The sequence below is a fragment of the Paraglaciecola arctica genome, assembly GCF_018861065.1.
Lineage (GTDB): Bacteria > Pseudomonadota > Gammaproteobacteria > Enterobacterales > Alteromonadaceae > Paraglaciecola > Paraglaciecola arctica_B.
Window position 1 is genome coordinate 113604 of sequence record NZ_JAHKQO010000006.1, and the last position, 26121, is coordinate 139724.

The 26121-nt window shown below is 40.7% G+C and carries 27 protein-coding genes; 2 read left to right on the forward strand and 25 right to left on the reverse strand.

Annotation, left to right across the window (positions count from 1 at the left end; all coding sequences use genetic code 11):
• Window positions 1-1068: a CDP-glucose 4,6-dehydratase gene (gene rfbG, locus KO534_RS01890; protein WP_215926606.1), complete on the reverse strand. Its 1068-nt coding sequence runs from the start codon at window positions 1066-1068 to the stop codon at window positions 1-3.
• On the reverse strand, window positions 1065-1835 hold the full coding sequence (gene rfbF, locus KO534_RS01895) for a glucose-1-phosphate cytidylyltransferase (protein ID WP_215926608.1): 771 nt from the start codon (window positions 1833-1835) through the stop codon (window positions 1065-1067). The genes rfbG and rfbF overlap by 4 nt, the downstream gene beginning before the upstream one ends.
• 279 nt (window positions 1836-2114) lie before the next feature.
• Between rfbF and KO534_RS01900 the strand changes: the two genes are divergently transcribed.
• Window positions 2115-2894 (forward strand): sulfotransferase domain-containing protein, encoded by a 780-nt coding sequence (locus KO534_RS01900; protein ID WP_215926611.1) that lies wholly within the window; start codon window positions 2115-2117, stop codon window positions 2892-2894.
• 2 nt (window positions 2895-2896) lie between these two features.
• Here the strand turns inward: KO534_RS01900 and KO534_RS01905 are convergent, their stop codons facing one another.
• From KO534_RS01905 to KO534_RS02010, 22 genes are all read right to left on the reverse strand, one after another.
• The gene (locus KO534_RS01905) at window positions 2897-4021 is read right to left on the reverse strand and encodes a glycosyltransferase family 2 protein (protein ID WP_215926613.1); all 1125 of its coding nucleotides are present in this window, start codon (window positions 4019-4021) and stop codon (window positions 2897-2899) included.
• Between the two features lie 5 nt (window positions 4022-4026).
• Complete coding sequence (locus tag KO534_RS01910) at window positions 4027-5106, reverse strand: LicD family protein (RefSeq protein WP_215926615.1); 1080 nt, start codon at window positions 5104-5106, stop codon at window positions 4027-4029.
• 4 nt (window positions 5107-5110) lie between these two features.
• Window positions 5111-5569, reverse strand: coding sequence for an adenylyltransferase/cytidyltransferase family protein (locus KO534_RS01915; RefSeq protein ID WP_215926617.1), 459 nt, complete (start codon window positions 5567-5569; stop codon window positions 5111-5113).
• Entirely contained in the window at window positions 5566-6465 is a 900-nt protein-coding gene (locus tag KO534_RS01920) for a LicD family protein (protein ID WP_215926619.1), read from the reverse strand. Before KO534_RS01920 ends, KO534_RS01915 begins: the two co-directional genes overlap by 4 nt.
• 126 nt (window positions 6466-6591) lie before the next feature.
• Window positions 6592-7317, reverse strand: a complete 726-nt coding sequence (locus KO534_RS01925) for an SDR family NAD(P)-dependent oxidoreductase (RefSeq protein WP_215926621.1) — start codon at window positions 7315-7317, stop codon at window positions 6592-6594.
• A gap of 4 nt (window positions 7318-7321) precedes the next feature.
• On the reverse strand, window positions 7322-8608 hold the full coding sequence (locus tag KO534_RS01930) for an AMP-binding protein (RefSeq protein WP_215926623.1): 1287 nt from the start codon (window positions 8606-8608) through the stop codon (window positions 7322-7324).
• Between the two features lie 7 nt (window positions 8609-8615).
• A complete protein-coding gene (locus tag KO534_RS01935; RefSeq protein WP_215926625.1) occupies window positions 8616-8870 on the reverse strand; it encodes an acyl carrier protein in 255 nt (84 codons plus the stop codon).
• A gap of 2 nt (window positions 8871-8872) precedes the next feature.
• Window positions 8873-9460, reverse strand: a complete 588-nt coding sequence (gene pseH, locus KO534_RS01940; protein ID WP_215926628.1) for a UDP-4-amino-4,6-dideoxy-N-acetyl-beta-L-altrosamine N-acetyltransferase — start codon at window positions 9458-9460, stop codon at window positions 8873-8875.
• Entirely contained in the window at window positions 9457-10491 is a 1035-nt protein-coding gene (pseG, locus tag KO534_RS01945; protein WP_215926630.1) for a UDP-2,4-diacetamido-2,4,6-trideoxy-beta-L-altropyranose hydrolase, read from the reverse strand. The genes pseH and pseG overlap by 4 nt, the downstream gene beginning before the upstream one ends.
• Window positions 10492-10498: 7 nt before the next feature.
• Window positions 10499-11551, reverse strand: a complete 1053-nt coding sequence (pseI, locus tag KO534_RS01950) for a pseudaminic acid synthase (protein ID WP_215926632.1) — start codon at window positions 11549-11551, stop codon at window positions 10499-10501.
• The gene (locus KO534_RS01955) at window positions 11544-12602 is read right to left on the reverse strand and encodes a glycosyltransferase family 9 protein (RefSeq protein ID WP_215926634.1); all 1059 of its coding nucleotides are present in this window, start codon (window positions 12600-12602) and stop codon (window positions 11544-11546) included. The genes pseI and KO534_RS01955 overlap by 8 nt, the downstream gene beginning before the upstream one ends.
• Window positions 12595-13296 (reverse strand): pseudaminic acid cytidylyltransferase, encoded by a 702-nt coding sequence (pseF, locus tag KO534_RS01960; protein WP_215926636.1) that lies wholly within the window; start codon window positions 13294-13296, stop codon window positions 12595-12597. Before pseF ends, KO534_RS01955 begins: the two co-directional genes overlap by 8 nt.
• Complete coding sequence (gene pseC, locus KO534_RS01965) at window positions 13293-14438, reverse strand: UDP-4-amino-4,6-dideoxy-N-acetyl-beta-L-altrosamine transaminase (protein ID WP_215926638.1); 1146 nt, start codon at window positions 14436-14438, stop codon at window positions 13293-13295. The genes pseF and pseC overlap by 4 nt, the downstream gene beginning before the upstream one ends.
• Before the next feature lie 11 nt (window positions 14439-14449).
• Window positions 14450-15448, reverse strand: a complete 999-nt coding sequence (pseB, locus tag KO534_RS01970) for a UDP-N-acetylglucosamine 4,6-dehydratase (inverting) (RefSeq protein ID WP_215926640.1) — start codon at window positions 15446-15448, stop codon at window positions 14450-14452.
• A 90-nt stretch (window positions 15449-15538) separates the two neighbouring features.
• Window positions 15539-15847: a hypothetical protein gene (locus tag KO534_RS01975; protein WP_215926643.1), complete on the reverse strand. Its 309-nt coding sequence runs from the start codon at window positions 15845-15847 to the stop codon at window positions 15539-15541.
• Window positions 15844-16275, reverse strand: a complete 432-nt coding sequence (fliS, locus tag KO534_RS01980) for a flagellar export chaperone FliS (RefSeq protein ID WP_215926645.1) — start codon at window positions 16273-16275, stop codon at window positions 15844-15846. The genes KO534_RS01975 and fliS overlap by 4 nt, the downstream gene beginning before the upstream one ends.
• A 41-nt stretch (window positions 16276-16316) precedes the next feature.
• The gene (fliD, locus tag KO534_RS01985; RefSeq protein ID WP_215926647.1) at window positions 16317-17774 is read right to left on the reverse strand and encodes a flagellar filament capping protein FliD; all 1458 of its coding nucleotides are present in this window, start codon (window positions 17772-17774) and stop codon (window positions 16317-16319) included.
• Window positions 17775-17830: 56 nt separating this feature from the next.
• Complete coding sequence (locus KO534_RS01990) at window positions 17831-18250, reverse strand: flagellar protein FlaG (RefSeq protein ID WP_215926649.1); 420 nt, start codon at window positions 18248-18250, stop codon at window positions 17831-17833.
• A gap of 75 nt (window positions 18251-18325) precedes the next feature.
• A complete protein-coding gene (locus KO534_RS01995; RefSeq protein ID WP_215926651.1) occupies window positions 18326-19150 on the reverse strand; it encodes a flagellin in 825 nt (274 codons plus the stop codon).
• 1090 nt (window positions 19151-20240) lie between these two features.
• Entirely contained in the window at window positions 20241-21065 is an 825-nt protein-coding gene (locus tag KO534_RS02000; RefSeq protein WP_215926653.1) for a flagellin, read from the reverse strand.
• Window positions 21066-21608: 543 nt separating this feature from the next.
• Entirely contained in the window at window positions 21609-22436 is an 828-nt protein-coding gene (locus KO534_RS02005; RefSeq protein WP_215926655.1) for a flagellin, read from the reverse strand.
• A 418-nt stretch (window positions 22437-22854) separates the two neighbouring features.
• Window positions 22855-23679, reverse strand: a complete 825-nt coding sequence (locus KO534_RS02010) for a flagellin (protein ID WP_215926657.1) — start codon at window positions 23677-23679, stop codon at window positions 22855-22857.
• Window positions 23680-24051: 372 nt separating this feature from the next.
• On the opposite strand from KO534_RS02010, the gene KO534_RS02015 reads away from it, so the two are divergent.
• On the forward strand, window positions 24052-24894 hold the full coding sequence (locus KO534_RS02015; RefSeq protein ID WP_354667896.1) for a hypothetical protein: 843 nt from the start codon (window positions 24052-24054) through the stop codon (window positions 24892-24894).
• On the opposite strand, the gene flgL is transcribed toward KO534_RS02015, so the two are convergent.
• Window positions 24891-26114, reverse strand: coding sequence for a flagellar hook-associated protein FlgL (gene flgL, locus KO534_RS02020; protein ID WP_215926661.1), 1224 nt, complete (start codon window positions 26112-26114; stop codon window positions 24891-24893). The two genes, KO534_RS02015 and flgL, sit on opposite strands and share 4 nt — an antisense overlap.
• Between the last annotated feature and the right edge of the window lie 7 nt (window positions 26115-26121).

Below are 26121 nucleotides of genomic sequence, written 5' to 3' on the forward strand. Positions count from 1 at the left end.
TTATAATTTCCTGAAACGAGTAATTTGGCCTAAGGTGAAATCACGCATATTTTGTCCGCTATGATAAGCTTTAAGCCAAGAAACGGTTTGTTCGAGTGATTCTGACAATTGCCATTGCGGTTGCCAATTGAGTAATTTTATTGCTTTATGGCTATTTAGTTTAAGGTAATCAGCTTCATGAGGGTGATTACCCTTATCTAATTGCCAAGTTGCGTCCTCTCCCCACAATTGACAAATTTGTTCCACGACCCACCGTACTGGTTTAGCGTCTTCACTTTCTGGTCCAAAATTCCAGCCTCCGGCTGATTCTGCTCCGTTAAGATAGAGTGATTTTGCCAATGATAAATAACCTGAAAGAGGTTCGAGTACATGTTGCCAAGGACGAATTGCGCTAGGGTTACGAATAGTAACTGCCTCTTGCTTGTGTAGCGCTTTAAAAATATCAGGTAACAAGCGATCTAGTGCCCAATCCCCGCCACCAATAACATTGCCAGCGCGAGCTGACGCCAATGCAACACGGTGTAATTCATTCTCATTTTGGTTAAAAAAAGAATTAAAATAGGCTGCAGCTACTAACTCTGCACAACCTTTGCTATTGCTGTAAGGATCGTATCCACCCATTGGATCAGATTCCACAAAGGCTTTTGTGGTGCCATTGTTTTCATAACATTTATCGCTGGTAACATTTACAACGGCTCTAACAAATGAGCATTGACGAACGGCTTCAAGCACATTAACAGTACCCATTACATTGGTTGCGTAGGTTTCAACGGGATCAATATAAGATTTGCGGACTAATGACTGGGCAGCCATATGAATAATGATTTCTGGTTTTGTCTGACGAATTGATTTGAGAACTAATTGACCATCGCAAACGTTGCCAATTATTGAATGCATTTCTTTGGCAACATTGGCTACTTCAAATAGGTTAGGGTTAGTGGGAGGCGCCAGTGAAAACCCAGTGACTTCGGCGCCTAGTTGCTGTAACCATAAGCTCAACCACCCTCCTTTAAAACCCGTATGCCCCGTAATTAAGACTTTCTTGCCTGACCAAAATGAATTGCTCATGACCATATTTTCCATGGCGCTTTGCCAGATGACCATAAACCTTCGAGCAGATTTTTTTCACGTAGGGTGTCCAAAGGTTGCCAAAATCCTTTGTGCAAAAAAGATGATAATTGGCCATTTTTAGCTAACGTCTCCATTGGGATATTTTCCCAAGTAGTTTTATCATCTTGGATTAAATCAATCACTTTTGGTGACAGTACAAAAAAACCACCATTTATCCAGCCACCATCTCCATGAGGTTTCTCTTTAAAGCTATCTACACTATTATCAGATATGTTTAGTGCTCCGAATCGTCCAGGAGGTTGAACCCCAGTTAATGTGGCTAATCTACCTTGTTGCTTATGAAAATTAATGCTTTCGGTAATATTAATATCACTTACACCGTCACCATAAGTAAAACAAAAATCATCCTCTCCAATATATTCTTTTACTCGTTTGAGACGACCGCCAGTCATCGTTTTCTCACCTGTATCAACTAACGTTACTTTCCATGGTTCGGCATTATTTTGATGCACATCCATACTGTTATTTTGCATATCGTAGGTCACGTCGGACATATGCAGGAAGTAATTAGCAAAATACTCTTTGATTACATATCCCTTGTATCCACAGCAAATAATAAATTCGTTTATGCCATGTGCCGAATATATTTTCATAATGTGCCACAGTATTGGTTTTCCACCGATTTCTATCATCGGTTTAGGACGCACTACACTCTCTTCGCTAATTCTGGTACCAAGGCCTCCGGCCAATATTACGGCCTTCATTGATGATGACCTTTCATATTTAAACTCATATATACCCTTGCCATTAAACACACCTTTATATTACCTCAATGCCTTATTTACATCAGCCATAAAGTTAAATGGGGCTATTTCTCATTATATTTATCGGCATACACGTTATTTTCTAGAATACATTTTCAATCTGCGTAAAAAGTAATTTTAGGCTTGCAATGATTTTCAAATTTAATGAATTCGAAAAACTATTTTAATCAAGTTTCCGATACACTATGTACCGGCACTTTCAAAAACGGAAATCTAACTATGAACAAAGTCAAATTCCTTGTTGTGGGTGCGGCCAAGTCTGGCACCACATCTTTATATAATTATATCAACCAACATCCCTCTGTATTTATGCCAGAAAACAAAGAGCCGCGTTTTTTTTGTGATTACGACATAGAAAAATTTAATTTCGGAAAAACATACTTCCATAGTGATATTACCTCTACTAAAGAACAATACCTGAGTCTATTTAAGGATGCGCCTGTTAATTCGATGTGTGGAGAAGCCTCAACTGATTATTTAGCGTGCGAAAATACAGCTCAAAGAATTGTTGATTGGGATAAAAATATTAAAATTATCATTATGTTAAGAAACCCAATAGAAAGAGCCTACTCAGAATACCTCCATGCATTTAGGGCGAAATTTCAGAAAGAAACCTTCTGGGAGTCATTGATGCTTGAAGAAAAACGTAAGAATGAATTTTATGATCCTATATTTTTCCATGTGACAAGAGGGTTGTATTACAAGCCAGTAAGTGAATTTATTAATAAACTGGATACTAAAATAATATTTTTTGAAGACTTTAAAAATAACTCTCAAAAAGTCACTTACGATGTGTTAGATTTTTTGAGGCTTGAACAAGTCGAACTTGATACATCTGAAAAGTTTAATTCCGGCACACAAAATTATTATCAGCAAATACCTTTGTCATACGTTCAACATCACTGGTTACTAGAGCAATTCCATAAAGATATATGCAAACTTCAGGATTTGTTAAATATCAACCTAGAGCATTGGCTAAGGCCTTTACATGTTAATTAAAGTTAAATTGAGTCCAGAAACACCACGTTTCCAGCATAATTGTATGATTTCAATACTTTCACCATTTGAGTACGATAAAAAATAGACATTATAATCACAGTATCTAACTGAAAAAGTGAAGAAGGGTCGACTTTTGACAAGGGAATACTGGTATAGGAAGAATCCACTACCTTTTTATCTAATATTACATGTGGCTTTTTGTTACAACGGCTAACAAAATACTTACTCAAATCATTAAATCCATATAATCCATAACGCCCCATATCCGTATGACTGTCAATCAGCTTGTCTACCGCCTTATATTTAAACCTATTACCCCACAAGACTTTTAGCGCAGCATGAACGTTATGTGATTGTTGCGGATAAAGTGCCAAAATTTTGCGCATCAGTTTTAGTCGTTGTCGGCTATTTTTAAAATAACTTTGACTGGTTAAAGAGCGGCTAAAGTTGGCTTCATGTAAACCGCAATAATTCAATTCCTGTGCGACAAAACATAACTGATGGCCTTTTATTAATTGCACGTAAAACAACCAATCATCAATGGGGCCAGAAGGCTCAAAATGTCTTAGAGCCTGGTTAAAACTAGACAACCTAAAGATCGCTGATGAAGCATTTCGCAGCACATTTCGAAAAGGCATAAAATTTCGATTGATTTCATCCCCATCAAGACAGCCATCTTGCTGCCAATAATTTTGTTCAAAATAAGGCAAATGTATGTCCATTACCCCCAGCGAATTTGCCTCTCTATCAACCCAAGTTGAATGGCAGTAAGCAAGACAGGCATCGGGGTTATTTTCTAGCCTGGCAACCAAGGTTTCAACAAAACTTAGCTCACTAAAATCATCGGTTTCTGCTATCCACAAATATTTACCTTTGGCTTGTCTTGCGCCTTTTATCCACTGCTGAAACGCCCCCCCCGAATTGTGAGCATTACGGATAAATTTTGTCACTCTAGGCTCTGATTGCGCAAACGCTTCTAAGACTGCTGCGCTGCCATCGGAACTGGCGTCGTCTAACAGAATAATTTCAAGGTGAGGGTAAGTTTGTTGTGCAATGGTTTGTAATCGTTTAGGTAAAAAACCAAGATGATTGTAGTTAGGCACAATGACAGACACTAATACGCTCATATAAGTTATTCTGCACCACTTGCATTGAGAATAGCTTGCATGGCTAATTCTGATTTTATGATGGTGGGATTATCAACTGCACCATTCCAAGTTTTTACTGGCGTCCGCCAATCACCATAATGTTCTTGAAGAAAAATTTCGGGGAAATCAGGAATTAACATTTCACCTGCAGTGGTGTTTTGTTTTGAACAGGGTAAAAATCCTTTAGTGCTGATGACATTTGCAGCAGGTTCAAACCAATAGGTTTTATCGCCCCGCACATAATGCATAATAAAATCAAACATCACGCCATCTTTGTATAACTGCATCGAGCCTACCACCCTGCCCTGAGTAAAACTCAAAGCAGGTTTATTTTGCCAATTGTTACCAAAACGGGCTTGTAAAAAAGCATCAGTTTGCGCTGGGGCATAATAACTATGTTCACCAATAGTATAAGATTCTGCTGGGAACAACGGCTTATCAAACCAATGTTCACAATTCAGGTCACGCCAACCAAAACCTTGCTGATTTTCGATATACAAAAAGAAATTAATTCGCCATTGCCCAACAGCTAACAACAGGCTTTTAACTTTTTGATTAACGTAACTTAGCGAAACCTCACCAATTGTTTCTAGGCTGTTTAACAGTTTGTTTAGCTGCCTTGTATCCTTGGGATTAATCAACACCCCCAAAGTATCAGTTTCACCAAACAGGCTTTTATCTCTGTGCAAGTTAAGTAACGCACCGCCAATTAGGCAATGCTCAACTTGCTCTTGCTGCATTATATTGCTGAGTTGTAAAATTAACCCTAAGCCATTATCTAGTTCAGACTGTTCTCTAATTCCCAGGTGGTGCACCCTGCATTCGTAGCCAAGCTTTCGATATTCAGACTCTAAGGCAAGGGTGGCTTCAATATCGCTTTCAAACACGGCAAAGTCTAAATCTTTATCCCAAGGTAAAAAGTCACCATCACGCACCATGCCTAATAACGAACCACCTATCAATACAGCTTGAATACCGGCTTGATCAGAGACATCTAACACTTCACGGCAAATGTTGTGCACGTTGTCGTAGTCGGAGTAAATTTTATTCAGGGTATAAAGCATGAGACTATTCTAATGCCTTAACTATATCTAAAACACTATCCAGCCCTTGTTTCATTTTCTGGATGGTTTGTGGATCAATTTTAGCCAATGACAGTTTTAGTTGTGTGGTGGATATGGTCGGAGTTCTTGATAAATAAATGACCTCGCATAGATCTTGTAGGTTATCGAATTTACCTTGCCAATCATTGCCCATGCCAAATAAATCTACTTTGTGTTCAATGATATCTTGTTGTTTTTGTTGCCAATTGTTCTCAGGAATAACCTTATCGACACACTTCAGCGCACCTACAATTCTGGCTCTTTCTTGATAGGAATATAAACACTGTTTGCCTTTTTCTTGATTAAATTCATCGGTGGACACACCCACAATGAGTTTATCGCCAAGCTCTGCCAAACGCTCGAGCAGGTTGAGATGGCCAATATGAAATAGGTCAAAGGTTCCGTAAGTCATCACTATTTTCATAAGCTTTGACTTTCAAACACTGTGGCAGATTTAATTTCACTTAATGACCAGTCTTGTTTAGGGGTTCGCCAATCACCATAGTGACCGCTTAGGTATGCTTCCGCAGCATGGGGTAAATAAACCACACCACCAGCAAATTCATGACTAGGAGTGTGACTAAAATGACTAGATGGCATACGAAATCCACGTGAAGCTAAACAATAGTCCATGTTTTGCCCTTGAATATATTTGACAAAAAAATCGATTCCAGGAAATGTATCTCGACCGTTATTTGGCAACAACTTAAGGGCGCGAATGGCACCGACAGGCACAGCTCCATAAGCTTGTTGGTTAATATACTGATGCAAAGTCCAGGTCACACCAGTTAATTCCCTCATCTTAGGTAATAGCTGTTCAATGACCTGGATACTGTGGTCTAAAGACTCAGCCTTTATTGAAAAGTCTAAATCATCATCCCAGGGGATCAATGCGTTGTCTCTGTACACGCCCAACAAGGTCCCTGCATCAATATAATGGTCGACGTTATGCTGCGCTAAGTTTTCAGATAACATTAACAACAGATCTACCGCGGTTTTGCCCTGTCGATGGGAGTTTTTTAATTGCATAGGTTTGATCAACCTAGCGGGTAATACCTCAACGTTGATATCTGACACTAACTGTTTCAATTGCGTTTGAATCTGCTCAAAAAACTCACTGGCAATCAGAACTTTTTCCGGCTTGAGTGCGGCTATTTCAGAAGGTGAAATAACAGGAATTTTTTCAATCTGCTTGCCTTGTTTATTAATATCATTGTCGGCAAAGGCTAACACCTCATACAAATCTGCAATATCACTAAAGGCAGAACAACCAGATAAACTAGCACCAAATATCACCACTTTTGTTGCTTGCTTATTCATAATTTAGGATGATCAGTTGAAAGCTGCGGCATGCTCTACTCTTAATTAAAATATCGGAATTTGACTTAGATTATTCTTTTATATCGGCTAGCAATGATTCGACTTTAATCCAGTCTGACCGCGGATTTAAGCCGTACTGCCCGCATCTACCGTCATCACAGTACCGGTGATGGCTAAGGCTTTATCACTGAGCAAATACACCACCATAGCTGCCGCGTCTTCTACTGTAGCTAATTTACCCAAAGGGCTGCGGCGTTTAACACTTTCAAGCTTATCGCCTTGTAAACTGCTGGTCATGTCTGTTTGCATATAACCTGGGGCGACACAATTCACCGTGATCCCTGCTTTGCCTACTTCACGTGCTAATGAGTGGCTAAAACCTTCTAATGCGGCTTTGCTGGCAGCGTAAACACTTAGGCCATTAAAGCCGGTTTTAGCAATGATTGAAGATATATTAATGATCCGCCCTTTACGATTTAACAACATAGAGCGGACTAAATATTTACAGAGTAAAATCGGCGCTTGAATATTTAGCTGCAACAAATGTTCAATGGCAGAGTTAGGCATAGTAGCCAGAACACCATCATGGCCTGCTGCCGCATTATTAACTAAAGCGTAAGGTCGGCCGTATTGTTTTATTAATTGTTTGCACAGCTCGGATAAACTATCTAAGTCGGCTAAATCTGCTGGGTGAAAGTGCATCAGTTCAGGATTGGCTTGTTGCAATGCTTTAAAGGATTCGGTGAGCGTTTTGGCAATGCCTATTACGCCAAAACCTTGCTCTGCCGCTTGTTGGCAAATAGCTAATCCTAAGCCTTTGCTGGCACCAGTTACTATGACGTAATTAGCCATGTTGTTACTTCCTATTTATTTTACCACTTGGATCGTGGGCAATTTCATTCACTATATTGATTTTGGTAGGTATTTCAAAACGTTGCAATTGATTTTTAGCTATTTTAAGTAACTCGAATTTAATTAGTTTCGGATCAACATCAGGTTTGATAGTTACATCAGCTACCACTAGCTCACCCATCAAGGGGCTTTTTTTAGGGTAGACCTTGGCTTGGTTGATATCGACACATTGCATTAATACTTGCTCGATTTCTTCTGGGTGCACCTTGTTGCCACCCACATTAATGGTGCCGGTTGCGCGACCTAAAAACAGCACTCTTCCATCTTTTACTTCTACCCTGTCTTGAGTATCCAAATAACCTTGGCTATCTGTTTGTTTTCTTAAATTTTGGCAAAGAGTAAATCTGGGTTTTACCATTAAATGTTGGTCATCAGATATTTTAAGGCCCACAGGCTGCGAATTGTCATCAAGCCATGTAAGCGGAAAACCAGCAAGCCCGTCAGAGACTACCAAGCCTACACCAGCTTCAGTAGAGGCGTAAATATGCCGCAACTTTGCCTGTGGAAATAGACGTTTTAATGAATCCAACACACTTTGATCGGCAATTTCACCGCCTAAGGTTATATACCTAAGCTTTAAGTCACTTAGCTGCCCTGTCATCAATAGTTGTCGCCACAAACTAGGCGTGGCCGAAATAGCGGTCGTTTCAGATTGTTTTAATAATGCCATGAGTGCCAGCGGTTCATTGTCAGCAGAATCGACTAAATCTGCACCACTTAACAAGGCCTGCAATACCACCTGTAAACCGGCGTACCGAAAAGGTTGATACAATAAGGCCCAGTTTAAGCTTTGTAATTTTTCGCTGTATTTAGTGCTTGCTGTTAAAGACGCAAAAGAGTGTGCATACCACTTTGGCTGACCAGTAGTGCCTGATGTGGCCAAATACCAAGCTGTTGGCTTGTTGGTTTGCCTATCGCTGTTTGGCAAATCGGTGACGGGAGCACTAGTTTCACTTTCGAGTGGCCATTCTATTAAGTCGTCTTGGGGTAACAACACATTAGGTGGACATAAATAGATGGATGAACACCATGCATCAAAAGCGATGATTGCAGTAATGAACTCGGCTAAGTTGGTATAACCTAAGGCAATAGGTTGACCAGCTAAATGTGCATAGTTTTGTCTAATTTCATCTGCTTGAGTAATTAATTCATGCACACTAAAAGTGTTACCTGCATACGATATCTGCCCAGTATTGGGCAGGGTTTTTAATCGCTCTAGCAGGCTTGGCATAAAAATATTAGTGGTTATTCGCAGCGAGCTGGTAGATAGCTACAAACTGAGCAAAAGTACTAGGGTAAGTCTCGATTTGTAATTCTGTAAAGGGGTCAAAACCAAGATCTTCTTCTAGCTGCGCCACTAACATGGCATAACCTAGTGAGTCTAAGCCACACTCAAGCAATAATGTATCAGCTTCAATTGGCTCAACTAAAGTGCAGTCGCTTAACTGCGCAACCTGTTGCATAGCTTGTTTAATTTGTTGTTCTAAATCCACTGTTATCCCGCTTCTAAAAATTCAATTTGAGACGATGCCTGCGCAAAGTTTTTAGGCAGTTTTTTAAGTACCTTTTCACGCTTTTGACGCCACTGCTGCAATGCATAACTGTAATGCAGTATATCGTAATCTAAGCCGTTACGTTGCCCACCTTTTGTGCGACTAACCTGTTCATATTCAAACACTTTATGCATCTTATTCGCAGCCTGATTAAAGGACAATACTTGAGCTAACAAATGACTAAATTGATCCTGACTGGCGGTAAAATCCAGCGCGGCTAGTTCCAAGATAATACCACTACCGGGCCACACATTGGTTTCGCCTAAATAACAGCCCCAATCTGGTGTGGCTGTGTGCATATCTGAAAAGTTTAATACGCCAATGGGCCGCTGATTTTGTAAAAACACATAGAAATGGCGACTAGGATCTTCTTGTAACTTTTCGAACCAAACGCAATGTTCGTACCACTTTACTGGAGAATCATTATGCATATTCTGCCTAATCCTTGCACTATTTCGCCATTGCCAAACAAGCTTTAACTGGTCTTTTTGTAGAGGTTTAAATGCATGGGCAGGGATGGCGTTTTTCATGTATTACCATTATTAGCTAAGGTGATATCTGACATCAATTTAACAATGTTTCGAGCACCATCTAAAGCTGGCAGCAACAAAGCCTTGTTATGCATTTCTTGCAACAAATCGGGTTGTTGCCACAAAGATAAACACTGTGCGGCTAATTCGTAAGCACCAAGTTCTTTGGTCGCCACCTGACACCAACCTTGATTAGCTGCCTCTTGGCTAGCAGGTAACTGATTATCGGCCACCACGACTAAGATTGCCGGCACCGCGCAGGCCCGTAGCTCAAACTGACTGCCGCCTGCCGCTGATATGGCTAATTTAGTGTTTTCTAATTCTTGCGCCATATTCTGACAATCGTGTAGATGATTAATCTCTAAGCCACTGGCTTGTATAATATTTTCAAGCGATTCCAAACTAGTATAAGCTGCGCCTGTAATCACCTTGATTGGCATGGATGGGTCTAGTTTTTGTATCGCCTCTAATACTTTTAGGGTCAAATTTTTAGGATCGCTGCCGCCAAACATTAGAGCCAAATGTTCACGCTGGGACCAATTTTGTCTGTTCACTTGTAGGAATTCTTGACGCAACACTTGATAGTTTTGGCCTATTGCCAGCTGAGCATTAGGCGCAGTCGTTGGATACTGAAGCAAGGCCGTATTAGACGCACCATTTATCACCAAGTCTGCATACAACTCACCGCTATTGTTAAGATCATCAAACACAGCGAGTTTAAATTCAGTGGATTGTAGTGAGTGTCTATAAGCATGATCAAACTGATAACCATCCAATATTAACCAATCGAATTGTTGACGGATACATTGCTGTACTAGCCATTTTGGCTCAGCCTGCTTATTCAAATAGGCTAAGGTGAGAATTTCGCCCACCCAATCAGTTCGCGGTTTGCAAAACTGCTGAGAATCCTCGGACATAAAAAAAAACACTTGATGCCCGAACTTTTTAAGACCTTGAGCTAAAGCCATACAACGCATTAGGTGACCTAACCCCATTTTTGGATCACCTTCAACACGAAAACTCACGCGCATCAGAACATCACTCGAACATTGGCCAATCTAAAGGCGTGCCTTTTACCAAGCTTTGTTTAGCCACTTTGCCTAATACTTTGTCCCAGTTTTTAGGCGCTAAACCATAGGCAGGACGCACTATACGTATATTGTCTTTCGTGAGCGCCTGTCCTTGTTTTATGTCTTCACTAACATAAATCGAGCGGCGATATTGCTTGGACTTTTCTTCGGCTTCAGTACCGCCATATTTGACCTGGCCTAAAGCTTGATGGGCACGTTTTGTTTCAACCACCAAAGAGGCTAATTCATCAGCCTCTAGGGAAAAGGCAGCATCTACCCCGCCCGCATGTCTGTCTAATACAAAATGTTTTTCAATCACAGTGGCGCCCAGCGCCACAGCTGCAACTGAAACACCTACACCTGCGGTATGATCAGACAGGCCCACTTGGCAACCAAAGGCATCGCGTAAGTGCGGTATGGTTAAAATATTTGATTGGGTTGGCTCGGATGGATAAGTGCTAGTACATTTTAATAAAATTATTTCTTCGCAGCCTGCCTGTTTAGCCACGCTTACTGCCTGTTCAATTTCAGTTAAACTGGCCATGCCTGTGGACATAATCAACGGCTTTTTTTTACTTGCCGCTTTGCGAATAAGCGGCAAGTCGGTCAATTCGAACGAAGCAATTTTAAAACAAGGTACATCTAACCCATCAAGAAAATCCACAGCCTGCTCATCAAAGGGCGAACTAAAGGCTAACATGCCTAAAGACTTGGCTTTATCAAACAAGGGCTGATGCCATGCGTAAGGTGTTGCGGCTTTTTGATATAAAGCGTGTAAGGATTGCCCTTGCCATAGGCTGTCTTTTTCTTGGATAACAAAATGTTCATTATCTACATCTAAGGTCATGCTATCCGCGGTAAAGGTTTGCAATTTGATCGCATGAGCACCGGCCTTGGCTGCGGCTTCAACCATTGCTATAGCAAGATCTATTTGTTGACTATGATTGCCACTTAGCTCGGCAATGATAAAAGGGCAAAACGCCTCGCCTATACTGCGCCCGCCTAGCTTAATTTCATCCATTAGATTGCTCCGAGAAGTGCACAAATATAGACTCGATACTTTCTAATAAGTCCTGTGGTTTATCACAATTACATAGATCTGCGGTAACCCCTTGGTGACTAAAACTATGTTGCTGACAAGGCTGTACTGGATCGGTTGCAAACTCAGGCATTAATAATGCGGGCTCACTCACGCCACTGAGTAACAAAGTGGGGCAATTCACTGCTTGTGCGTACCAGCGATAACCACTGGATTTACACACCATTAGATCACTGGCTGTTAGCATTTTTAATAATCCACGTACGCCGCCTTTGTTCTCTTCGTCAGACCAAACAGCATAGCCTTTTTGCTCTAATAATTTTTTTAACTCATTGCTATAAGGATAGAGATAACCATCGTCAGACTGAGTCAAACATAAAGCAATGACTTTTTTGGACTTGCCCAGTTTAGCTAAGCGTTTATCTGGACTAACAGCAATAGACTGCTCCAGTTTGTCGGCCACTAAACCACAACACTTGGTTAGATAAAACTCTGGGTAACCACCTTCAACTTCAACTTCTGATTGCCACCAGCGACCGTGCCACTTATACATATTGCCAAAAGTGCTGGCCATATAAGCTTGGGTGGAATTAACATATTCGGCTTGCAGGCTTTGGTCTTGCACTTGTTTTAATAACTGTTCAACTGACATATTTAAATAATTGCCACTGACAGGCTCACCGGCATCGGCTAAAAAACGTGTCAAAAAGCACGGCATAAAACTCGTGTCTAAATTAATGATTTGGCTATAGTTTTCACCAATGATCTGCTCAGCAAGTCCCAAAAAGGATTCCATTGCTTGGAAAAATTCATCTGGCCACTGCTCTTTAGTCACATGATGAATAGTAATGCTTGGCTCAGCTAATTTGATTAGATCGGTGCCATCAGCAAAAGTCAAAAAATGTAATTCTGCGTCTGGGTTGTTTTTCTGAAAATAACGTAACACCGGGAGGGCTATTGCACAGACATCTGCAGAACTTAGCATTCTTACTAGTAATATTTTGTCAATTTTAGACGCTAACAATTCACTCACTTTTTTGTCCTTTGACATATGCTTGATACATTAGCTCTGCACGCAGCCAATCTTCAGGCGTATCAATATCCTGAACTAAATGCCGAGGCAATACCACTGGCAAACTGTGTTGACTAAAAATCTTTTTGTTAGATAAATAACCATCGGTTCTACCCCAATAAAACTGCCCTGCATCATGAAAAGCGTCTTCTAAATCTTGAGAGCGTTTAGTAATGCTGTCAGGGAACATAGGTGTGACACCTTCTGAGGTATGTTTTAATGCTCTTTGTACCGGAAAAGGAAAACTGGTAACCGAAAAGGCAAAGGATTTATCGCTTTGCTGTTTTAGGTAGTCCAACCCTTGCTGTAAGAACTTAGCCTGCAAAAACGGCGCTGTGGCATAGATACAACAGCAAAATTCGGGTTTATAAAAATTTTCGATGCAATATTTAATCCCGTGATTGGTCACAGGCCTTGTGCCCACCACATCATTTGAGAGCTCATGGGGACGAATGAAAGGCACTTCAGCACCATAAGCTTTCGCCACTTCAGCCACATCTTCACTGTCGGTCGAAATGATTATTTTGTCGAACAAACCCGAGGCTTTAGCGGCATCGATAGAATAAGCAATAAGGGGTTTTCCAGCAAAAACTTTGATATTTTTACCGGGAATACGTTTACTACCACCACGAGCAGGAATGATTGCAATATTCACGACAATACCTCGATAAGGGTATCAATCACTTGGTTTTGTTCGGAATCAGTCATACTGGGAAATAACGGCAAAGTTAAGGCATGTTGGTAAAAGTACTCTGAGACAGGAAAGTCGCCTTGCTTAAAGCCAATCTGTTGATAATAAGGATGTAAATGTATCGGAATATAATGCACATTCACCCCTACTCCTTTAGCATGTAACTGCTGATAAACGGCTTGGCGCGAATGCTGGGTTAATTCAATCATATACAAATGCCAAGCACTTTGTGATTGAGGATCCACAATCTGTAGCTTTAAGGGCAAGTTTGCCAATGCATGGTTATACTTATCTGCAATTTCGGTTCGCCTTTTAATAAAGGCATCTAATTTTTTTAACTGCGATAAACCAAGAGCCGCATGCAAATCACTGAGTCGATAGTTATACCCCAAAGCAAGTTGTTGATAATACCAAGGGCCATGACTTTCGCCTTTAAATTGGGCCGCATCTTTGGTCACGCCATGTTTAGCAAACAATAATGATTTTTCAAACAGCGATCTTTGGTTGGTTAACACCGCCCCACCTTCGGCACTGGTGATGGATTTAACCGGGTGAAAACTCAATACTGTTAGATCGGAATAAACACAACTACCAATTTTAGATTGCTGATAACTCCCCCCTAACCCGTGGGCTGCATCTTCAATTAGTACAATAGAATGTCTTTGAGTTAGCTGGCGAATTTTCTGCATCTCACAGCTCATTCCAGAAAAATGCACTACTATCAGCGCATTAGGTAGGCGGTTTCGATTTTCTGCCTGCAGTAATTTTTTTTCTAAGCTGTCAATATCGATGTTACGAGTACTTGCATTGATATCTACAAAATCGACACTAGCACCACAATAAAGCGCGCAATTTGCCGACGCCACAAATGAATTAGGAACTGTCCAAACTAAATCACCTTGGCCCACACCAGCGGCCAAACAGGCCACATGCAAACCTGAAGTAGCGCTGTTTACCGCAACACAGTGTTTAGCACCAGTATATTCACATAAGGCTTGTTCAAACTGCGGCACTACTTGGCCTTGAGTCAAAAATTGATTGCGTAATACATCTACAACAGCGTCAATATCATCTTCATCCACCAAATGTTTACCATATGGGATCATCTACTAATCCCTTATAAGGTAACTTTATCTAATGTTTTAAGTTCATCTACAGTAAGAAAGTGCGGATTAGTACCAGAATGATATTCAAACTTATCAGCTACCGGTTTACCTACTTCACCTAATTTGTTTTTTAGGTAACTTACTGTTTTATCAAAAAACTTAATGGCTGGCGTGATCACATAGTGATCGTCAAACTCAAGAGAATGATGAGCCATTTCTTCAGGTACCATCACTTCATGCAGTTTTTCACCAGGGCGAATACCCACTAAATCGTATTCACGGTTGCCACAAATTGACTCCACTAAGTCCAATATTCGGATGGAAGGAATTTTAGGTACAAAGATTTCGCCGCCGTGCATACGTTGAAAGTTTTTAATCACAAATTCTACGCCATCATCTAAGGTGATCCAAAAGCGGGTCATTTCTTTGTGTGTTACGGGCAATTTAATTACGCCTTGGGCCAATAATTGATGGAAAAATGGCACCACTGAACCTCGCGAGCCCACAACATTGCCATATCGTACTACCGCAAATCTTGGACCTTTAGCGCCAGATATATTGTTAGCTGCGACAAAAAGTTTGTCAGACGCCAATTTCGTAGCGCCATATAAATTTACTGGGTTAGCGGCTTTATCTGTAGACAGTGCAATCACACGACTTACATCTGCAGCAATAGCGGCATCAATGACATTTTGTGCACCATAAATATTGGTCTTGATACATTCATTAGGGTTATATTCAGCAGCGGGGACTTGCTTTAACGCTGCAGCATGTACCACGTAATCGACATCACGCATCGCAGATATTAAACGCTCTTTGTCGCGCACGTCTCCAATAAAATAACGCATACAAGGTGCGTTAAAATGCTGTTGCATTTCAAATTGCTTTAGCTCATCACGGGAATAAATGATTATTTTCTTCGGAGAATAATGTTTTATTAAATGCGCAGTGAAACGTTTACCAAATGATCCTGTTCCGCCTGTAATTAGAATAGATTTGTTATTAAACATAAGCAGCCCTTACAATCATTATGATTGGATAACTTCCGCGGTTAAAAGAAGCGTAACCCAGTTGATTAAATTCGTCGCAATTTCTAATATTCATCGATATTTTTTCACCGCTTTACGGCCACGAATCAATCCAGTTAGTTGTTTTAGTGACGCTTTAAATGATTCTTCAGCATAAGCAACTAACGCGCCATTTACCTGCAACTCGGCTGTCACAAATTCTCTTTTCTCATCATCAGGGAGGTTTTTGATGTAATCTTGAATAAACTCATCTCGTTCAATCGCGAGTTTTAAAAAATTAGACTCGTCAGGATCGTTTTCAGTAGTCAGTTCAGATAAGCGCTGATTGATACTTTTTAAGGGAGTAGGAGTATAAGAATGATTTAGCGTTAGTTTTTTCAAATCGTTGCTTGACGTTTTTGCCTTTGCATTTCGTAAGCATCTTGTTTAGCTGACTCAGGAATTTGCGACCAGGCTGCTTTAATCGGTAAAAACAGAGTAATCACTTCATCAACGATCTTCAAGCTATTCTGAACATTAGCGTCAATAAGTCGTTGCACCATATAATCGTAGAGTGCATATAAGTTTTCAGCGACTTCTGCACCAGATTCCAAATCGAGTGTCTCCCGTAAGTTCATCAAAATAGCAGTCGCTCGAGAAATATGCTCTGACTTACCAGCATAGTCTTTTCTTTCAATACAGCCTTTCGCATAAGCAAGCTTATCTAATGCACCCTGCATCAACATCAAAGTTAACTTATGTGGATCAGCCTGACTCACGTCTTGCTTGAGATTGCCTTTTTTATAAGCATTGATACCTTTTAAGGCCATATTAACTTTCCGCTTTGTTGGTAATTATTTCGCACTTCGCATTACCCTAACGTCGCCAACAGAGCTGAGCTAGTTGAATTGAGTGAAGCAACAGTTTGGTCTAGATTCAAATATTTAGCACGCAATATTTCTTCGGTACTAGCAAGTCTTAATTCTAGGGCCAATCTTTCATCAAAAATTTGTTCTCGCTGATCTTTGGCGGTATCTTCACGAGATTTCAGTAAACCACTGTAACTAGTATATTCTTCAACGTAATCGTATAGACGAACGGCGATTCCACTTTCTTCATCGGTAAATAACGCCGCAATGCTATCAAAATTATCATCTAGTGCATCTTTTAAACGATCATCGCCACTGCCTAAACCAATTTTATCATTTGAGCTAATTTCTAACTCATTGTCGTCATTTAACTCTATGCCTACTTGGAACAAACCACCTAACGCTGAAGACTCGACAGCAGAAAACAAAATATTATTAATCCCGTTTTGAATACCTCTAACCAAGGAATCCCCAGCTAGCGCACCATCGTCTTCTAAGTCAGATTCACCATATTTTGTTAGAAGCTTGATCTCAGCCTGTAACGCATTAAAGTTAGTCACAAATTCTCGGATTGTTTCTTCAACAGATTCTTTGTCAAAACCGATACTCAGTTTAGAGGTTTTAAACGTCACGCCATCGGTGTCAAGTTCAGACAACTCTGATACGTCAAAACTGACATTTTCTATTACATTCTCAAAATTATTCGTATCACTCTCAACGTTAATGCCATCAATAGTGGCTTTAGCATTTTGCGCAGAAGTAACAGGCGCCAAATATGTAGCGGCCTCGGCAGAGTTAGTAGTTGATACGAGCTCCAACTCAGCCACATCATTATCATTCACAATAACTAAGTCGTTACCTATGCCTGTGGTGCTAGAGGTAAAGACTAATTTAGAGCCACCATCTGCAGTGCCGGTATCGATTATACTGGCGGTGACACCAAAATTATCGTCAGACGCATTAATTGCATTACGCAAATCTAGTAGTGAATCACCCGCATTTAAGTTAATGGTAAAAGAGTCACTAGTCGCATCGATTTTAAATGTAAGGCTGGCAGCGCCCGCGCTCAATACTGAATCCGAAGAACTATTGAAACCGCCGTCAACTGCATCAGCAGTTTCAAATCGGCTGCCGCTTGCGAGTTGAGTCACAGCTATATTGTAATCACCTTCCAAGGCACTATCGGATGCATCTGCCGTAAAAGGTTCAACATCTGATGACGGATTTTTTATAGTCGGCTCACGGCCTTTCAGATTGGATTCGCTGCGAAGTGTATCAACAGTATCTTGAAAATCTTCCAATGTTGATTTTAATTTACCAAGACCCGATATTTCTGCTTCAACGCTTTCTTCTCTCGCATCTAAAGCAGCGGTCTTAGGTACACTTTCAGCCTCAAGTAATTGAGTAACAAGACCTTCTAGATCTAAGCCAGAACCTACTCCTAATGACTGAATTGACATACATCACCTCGATTCCAACTATTAAGTTGAAAATATTTTCACATCAAAAATTGATGTTAAACCTGTTTATTAAAAAGTAAACCTACTGCCGTCCCTACTTCCGTTTGCAATTCCTGCAAACGCTCAGATAATTTTAACACTTCTTCGGTTGGAATTTGCCGAATAACTTTACCTGATTCAGCGTCAGTCACTTTTACGACCTGTTTGTTACTCCCTTCATCTACCGAAAAATTAAGCTGTCTGTTGCTAGTTTGCACAAATTCACTTAGTTGTGAAACAGCGGTATCTATTTGCTCAGCACTTAAATCTGCAGACTCCTGTGCCTCTATTTCGGCAGTCAACGAAAAATCTTTAGCCTGTTGTTGCTCAATTTCAGGCGCTTTTTCTACCGTTCGGTTTGACCGAGCAATATCGGGTGTAACTTCAACTCTAGGCGAAGCAAAATTTTGGCCAACTTGTGATACATTAACATCCATAAATCACCTCTTTAGCAAATGCGAATGGCTACGTAATTGTAGCCATTGTAAGCATTATAGTGAAAACCTTAATTTCTAGCCTAGCAACGACAAAGCTGATTGCGGTCGTTGATTGGCTTGACTCAAAACCGACAATGACGCTTGTTGAATTATCTGGTTCCTTGTCAATTCAGCCGTCTCAGAAGCAAAATCAGTATCACGAATACGTGAACGCGCGCTTGCAATGTTCTCTGATATATTACTTAAGTTACGAATAGTCGATTGAAAACGATTTTGCAGTGCCCCTAAATCAGCTCGAGCTCCACCCACAGCAGATATTGCCGTAGTAATGGCCGTCAATGCTGCTGATGCACCTGCGATTGTTTCCACGGTAGTCGAACCTATACCTAAACCAGATGCACCATAACCACCACTGCGAGACAAGTTAACAGAAATAGTCTGTCCAGCATTTGCTCCGACTAAAAATTTAGAAGAGAAACTGCCGTCTAATATATCTAATTTACCGAACTGTGAATCAGACGCAATACGACTGATTTCGTTTTTTAGTGCTGTTACTTCTTTCTGCAAAGCTGTGCGATCAGCAGACGAGTTAATACCATTTTGAGATTGTACTGCTAAAGTACGAATACGTTGTAACGAAGTAGTCACTTCACCCAAAGCACCTTCTGCAGTCTGCGTGAGTGAAATTGCATCATTGGCATTTCGAACAGCTTGATTCAAACCTTGAACTTGCGTAGTTAATCGATCTGAGATCTGCAAACCTGCCGCATCATCCGCGGCTCGATTAATTCTAAATCCCGAAGACAATCTTTCGAAAGATGTATTCAAAGATTGTCCAGAACTAAACAGCTGTCGCTGAGCATTCAAAGACGAAACATTTGTGTTAACAAATAAACCCATAAAAACCTCCTGAAAACTCACCGCACGCCGATAACGTGTTTGTACCAGTAAGTTTGCCTCAATTTTGGCGGTCAAAAACCTCTTCTTGACCGTCACCTCACTTACCTCATTTAGCGGTACCTCTACCGATAAATGAGACTAAAAGCAATCAATTAGATCACCCCTCAACTAACGTTATCGGCCCTAGCTGCAGCAACTTTAGTTTTTTTTGTGGATTTTTTTACCCTCAGCTCAAGTATTATTATTACTCTTTGTTTTTATTAGAGTTAAATAACAACTTACAGCAGAATTTTTTAGCCTTAACTCGATTTTATGGCACCTTAGTATTTCCCCTCTTGCTTCGAACCGACACTTAGCTTTTTACTTTTGCGTCGTGCCCTGTTCTATAAAGCGACGAAAACACTAGGGGCACATTAGAAAGCAAAGGATACGGAAACAACCACAGTTAACTCATCTGAATCGATGAAAAACCAGTAGGTTTTGTTGCATTGAGAAAATATAGGATTGCACTGAATACCAACTAAACAACCATGCATTTTAAACGTTGGCACACTACATGCTTTAGATTTTGTGTTTAGTGGGGACTTTGATGCTAAGGCATTTGATCACTAAATAAAAAAGGTCGGCGGAATACCTGTTAGGGATCCCACCGACCAACTTGCTCACGTTAGGAGATGGAGCAAATAAGGTTTCTGTCCGACTGGCGGGGTTAGAAGAGCTGAATACTGGCCTCTCAACCAAACTTCTACACTCTCTGTCCTGTTAGTCGGCGTTTTAATTTACACACTTAAGATGTAAACCCAAACGGAACTTCGTTTGTTTCACAAGACTTTACACTTTCAAGCCCTTGTGATCTTTGTTTAAAAAAGGCCGGGGCAAAACCTTAAATAAGGCGTCCCCGACCAACTTGCTCACGTTAGGAGTTGGAGCAAACTCGGTTCTACTAAGGTTTCATAATTAACCATAGCTTATAAATAGCGCCCTCCCTAGCAATTCATAGTAACAATCCATTATTACTTTTTTAGGGCATTGCCCCGGGGCGGCCTCTCATTTCCTACCCTCTAAATTTTTTATTGCGCCAACTTATAGACTAGCCTAATAATTGCAGCGCTGATTGTGGTCGCTGATTAGCTTGTCCCAACACAGTCACACTAGCCTGCTGAATGATTTGCCAGCGGGTTAACTCTGCCGTTTCAACGGCAAAATCTGTGTCACGAATACGACTTCTTGCCGCTGATACGTTTTCAGAAATATTACTCAAATTCCTAATCGTCGACTGAAAACGATTTTGTAATGCTCCCAAATCTGCTCGTTTGGCATCCACAATAGAAATAGCCTCTGATATTGAAGTCATAGTGGCGGATGCTTGGGCTTCGGTTAACACAGACGTGTCAGCCACAAATAATCCTGACGCACCAAAGCCACCACTGCGCTCTACATTCACACTAATAGTTTGCCCAGCATTTGCTCCAACTAAAAACGAAGACGAGAACGCACCATTTAATACATTCACACCACCAAATTGTGTTGTTGAGGCAATTCGACTCATTTCATTTTTTAATGCTGTTACTTCTTTTTGTAACGCCACTCTGTCTGCAGACGAATTAATGCCGTTTTGAGATTGCACCGCCAACACGCGAATTCTTTGCAATGCAGTAGTCGTTTCTGCTAACGCGCCCTCAATGGTTTGCGATAGAGAAATAGCATCATTGGCATTTCTGACCGCCTGATCTAAACCTAAAACCTGAGTAGTCAAGCGGTTAGAAATCTGCAAACCTGCAGCATCATCTTTTGCACCGTTAATTCGAAAGCCTGAAGACAATCGTTCAAATGCGGTGCTTAAATTGTTGTTCGACGTAAATAGCTGGCGAGTAGCATTTAACGACGACACATTAGTACTTACGAATAAGCTCATTTTTCTCTCCTAACCTTGCACAGACTTTTATTATTTTTTTGTGTCTGTGATCACTTGGTATTGCTAAAATTAAATTGTCATTATGGCTGCATTTTTGGCACACCATATGCTTTGTATAATTGCTAGCTGGTACCCTGGTTAGCGTTTTGTTAAGTGTTAGAAGCACAAAAAGCAAATGCAAAAGTGAGCTAATGCTCTAGCTAACAAACAGAATTGATGGCCTAAACCTCAATACCTCACTACCTCCTGGCGTCTGTTCTGTTTGTTAGCGATTTAACAAAAAAGCCTCGGCTTAATTTGTTAAATCCCAAAAAGCGCTCACGCTATATTTGTAATAACGCTTTGACATTACTTAACAATGTTAAATCCCTCGGTCGGTTGCAGCCTGTCCCCACAATTTGCAATTCGACCGTTTTTCTTCTATCTGTATTCGTTATTCAATCCACTACAGATAAACTTATCCTCGTTTTAGTTGCAGCCTGCCCCCGCAATTGCTCAACAATATTGCATTTCCTAAGATTACACATCTTAACTCTCTATTAATTAACCTTGTAACAACTGTAAAGCCGATTGTGGTCGCTGATTGGCCTGCCCTAACACCGTAATACTAGCCTGCTGAATGATCTGCCAGCGGGTTAACTCTGCCGTTTCTACGGCAAAATCAGTGTCACGAATACGACTTCTTGCCGCTGAGACATTTTCAGAAATATTACTTAAATTTCTGATGGTTGACTGGAAACGGTTTTGTATCGCACCTAAATCGGCGCGCTGAGCATCAATAATAGAGATAGCTTCAGAGACAGAAGTCATGGCTGCAGAAGCTTGCGCTTCAGTCAAAACAGACGCATCTGCCACAAATAATCCAGAAGCTCCGAAACCGCCATTGCGCTGAACATTGACACTAATGGTTTGCCCCGCATTTGCACCTACCAAAAAAGCGGATGAAAAAATACCATCTAAGACATTTACCCCACCAAACTGAGTAGTGGAAGCAATACGACTCATTTCATTCTTCAATGCAGTTACTTCTTTTTGTAAAGCGACCCGGTCAGAAGATGAATTGATACCGTTTTGTGATTGCACAGCCAACACCCGTATTCTTTGCAAAGCAGTGGTAGTTTCGGCGAGTGCACCTTCAATTGTTTGCGCTAATGAAATGCCATCGTTAGCATTTCTAACGGCTTGGTCTAACCCAAGAATTTGAGTGGTAAGACGGTTGGATATTTGTAAGCCTGCAGCATCATCTTTTGCAGTATTAATGCGAAAACCAGATGACAAGCGTTCAAACGCGGTACTTAAATTATTGTTCGACGTAAACAACTGACGAGTTGCATTTAACGACGACACATTCGTGCTAACGAATAAGCTCATTTTAAATCTCCTAACGATTTTTTTTGTAAACACCACCTGGCTATTTTTATTATTAGTTGCCTAGATGGATACAGAGCCTTTCTTTTATTATTATTGAGCTTCTGTAGAGGCGTTCGCTTATATTTTTATTAGATGCGTAACGTCTATGTCCATGTATCGTGCTTCGATCAAAAATCCTTTAGTAAAAAAATGAACTACTTTTTAAAACCCATATATTTCAAATAGTTAGACAACGAAAAAAGCCGGAGAAATTCTCCGGCTATACGCGCTTCTTTCTGAGAGAGTGAGCGAAACTCTCAACTGCTCGGTTCTTATCAACCCAGTGCACTACCCCCTGGCTTCTAAGCCCCTAAACAGAAGAAGGGTCTCGAAACCTAGGCTAATCAGAAGTTAGTCTTAATGACTAACCCAGCAAAGATTAACCTAGTAAAGATAGAGCCGATTGTGGACGCTGGTTAGCCTGACTCAACACAGTCAAACTTGCTTGCTGAATAATCTGGTTTCGAGTTAATTCAGCGGTTTCAGAGGCAAAGTCAGTATCTTTGATTCGGCTTCTTGCACTTGAAACATTCTCTGAGATATTCGTCAAGTTACGAATGGTTGATTGGAAGCGGTTTTGCAATGCACCTAAATCGGCACGAACACCACCTACAGCTGATATTGCTTCTGATACAGCAGTTAGTGCGGCAGACGCGCCTCCAACTGTTGAAACATCAGTTGCAGCAACTCCTAAACCGGATGCACCGTAACCACTAGTTCTTTCCAAGTTAACAGAAATATTCTGACCACCATTCGCACCTACTAAGAACTTTGCTGAATAGCTACCGTCAAGAATATCTAAATTACCGAATTGTGAATCGGTAGAAATACGCGTGATTTCAGTTTTAAGGGCTGACACTTCTTTCTGCAAAGCTACGCGGTCTGCAGAAGAGTTGATACCATTTTGGGACTGTACAGCAAGTGTACGGATACGTTGAAGTGATGTAGTCACTTCGCCTAATGCACCTTCAGCAGTTTGCACTAAAGAAATAGCATCATTTGCGTTACGTGCAGCTTGGTTAAGACCTTGTACTTGTGTCGTTAATCTGTCAGTGATCTGCAAACCAGCAGCATCATCAGCCGCACGGTTGATGCGGAAGCCTGAAGACAAACGTTCAAAAGAAGTATTTAATGTTTGCGACGAATTAAACAAATTACGTTGCGCGTTCAATGATGAAACATTCGTGTTTACGAATAAACTCATGGTTTTTCTCCTACACTCTCAGTCCAGCTAAGCTGGCGACCGAATAAATATTCGGCTGGTTAATTAACACTAATAGAGTAACGATTCTAAAATTAAAAAATCATTACTACTGGCTCTCTCGAAAATGGTATCGACTCAAACAAAATTCCCTTTAACATTAATTTGCCTTTTTTCGCAAAGGCGGCAACTTATTGCCGCCTTTGCATTTACCTTTTACTTGAGTTTCAATGAGTTAAATATTTTTAAAAAATTTCTAAAATGTGCATAAATTGGATTAAAAAGGTTGGATATACGGCGGCTCACAGTGCTTTTACGGACTTATGCGAGTTTAATAAACAGTTATTTTGCTGTTACAGAGAAGCAGAAAATCATGTGAGCGCTGACGGAGTTATTCGTATTTTGACTATGGATACCCAAGGAAAAATACTAAATTCAAATCGCATCACGATCCCAAATGTCGATCTAAGGGATCCAAAGTTAACCGTTACTCCAGATGGCCAGCTATTACTCATCGCGTTTGCTCGGCATGTTTCCGCTCAAAAAACAATGACTGAAACTAGAAACTTAACTTGGTTATCACAAACTGGGCATAGTTGGTCAACAGCCCAAGAATTTGCTGATAGAGGATGGTGGCTATGGCGAGTCAGGTGGTATAACAATCTCGCCTATGGATTTGGCTACAATAAAAAACAAAATGCGCTGCACTTTTATTCGGGCAATCCAAGAAGAAGTTTTCATCGCCATCAACCCTTTGCTTTAAGCCTACAAAAACACCAAAAGGGATACCCTAACGAAAGTGATCTGATTTTTGATCAAAATAAAGCTTATGCATTAGTGCGCAGAGACGCAGACAGTTATTCAGCACAATTAGGTCTTAGTAGTTATCCGTTCAAAAAGTGGGAGTGGTTAGATTTAGGTGAATATGTAGGCGGTCCCACAATGGCAAAACTAGATGAAAACACTGCTTTGGTAGCGGGGCGAATAGTTAACCAAGGGCAACTTGTCACTGGCATACTTAAGTTAAATTTGAGCAATGGGAAATTACAAGAACTATTGATTTTACCTTCAGCAGGAGACAATAGTTATCCAGGTTTGTTGTTGAAAAAAGACACACTGTTTGTCAGTTATTATTCTTCCCATGAGGACAACAAAAGCTGTATATATTTAGCAAACATAAATATTCATTTGCTATTGAGCAATAATATTGTGCGCTAGATATAGTCAAACAACGAAGTCCCCGTTACCCGAGTAAAAGTAGCTTGAGCCGCTTGTAATGCGGTTTCTTGACGACTTAACTCAGATACAGCTTCCGCATAATCGACTTCTTCGATATTAGAACGCGCTGCTTTGTTAGAGATTTCCAAGTCAAGGTTAGAGCCTAAAATAGTCTGGGCGGTGTTTCTTCTGCCACCAATTTCTGAAATGGCGTTGCCGATACTTGTCTTTGCGTTATCTAATCCAACTAGGGCATCAGCTAAGGCATCATCAAACTCACTATCGGTGGTATTTTTGTTTTCCAATACAAGTACAAAGTCGTTGAGTGTTTCAGCGATACTCTTTTTCTGTGGAGGATCCAACTGGAAATTAACGGTATCCCCTGTCGTTCCAGTAATATCAAATTCCAATCCTTGGTAAAAAAATGCGTTACCACTGGAGTAATCAAGAGTATCTAAAACCGCACCTGTACCTACATTAGTTACTTGCACTTGTGTTGCCGAAACTATGCTGATTTGAAATTCATTATTCGCGGCGGTGACACTGTCATAGTTTGTTTCATGAAACTTATCGAAAGCACTTTGAGATTGCATTTCTAACGATGCCGATGTAGCGCCTACAAAGCCGGTAATAGAGGGGGTTAGCCGAGCGAAGACGTTTTCAAATACGTCCTGTCCCGAATTATTCATTTGCAAGCTCACAGTATCCGACACTTGAATATTGTTCTGCCCGCCATCTCCTTCAAAAGCATATTTATTTCCAGTAGCACTTGCATCGTAACTAAATGCAGGCAAGGCCGACTGAAATCCTGAAAATATATATTCACCATTAGAGTTTCGGCTATTCATTAAATCAAACGCTTGATCTCGAATTTGACCAATTTCAATGGCGATTGCGTTTCTATCTTCGGCACTGACTATGCCGTTACCGGATTGAACCATTAACACTCGAGCACGATCCAAGGCATTATTGATATTGCTCAATACTGTTTCTTCTTGCTCTAAGCTATTGGTCAGTAAGTTACTATTTTTATTAAATTGAGTCAGCAAATCAATTTCTTCAGTTAGCCTTATAACTTGCGCTGATCCAACAGGATCATCTGAGGGACGCAATAGTTTTTTACCGGAGGAGAGTTGCCGTTGAATATCCGACAAGTCGCCTTGATTATCCAATACAGATTGGATACTACGATCGTAAAGTTGCCCTGTAGAAATACGCATAATTTAC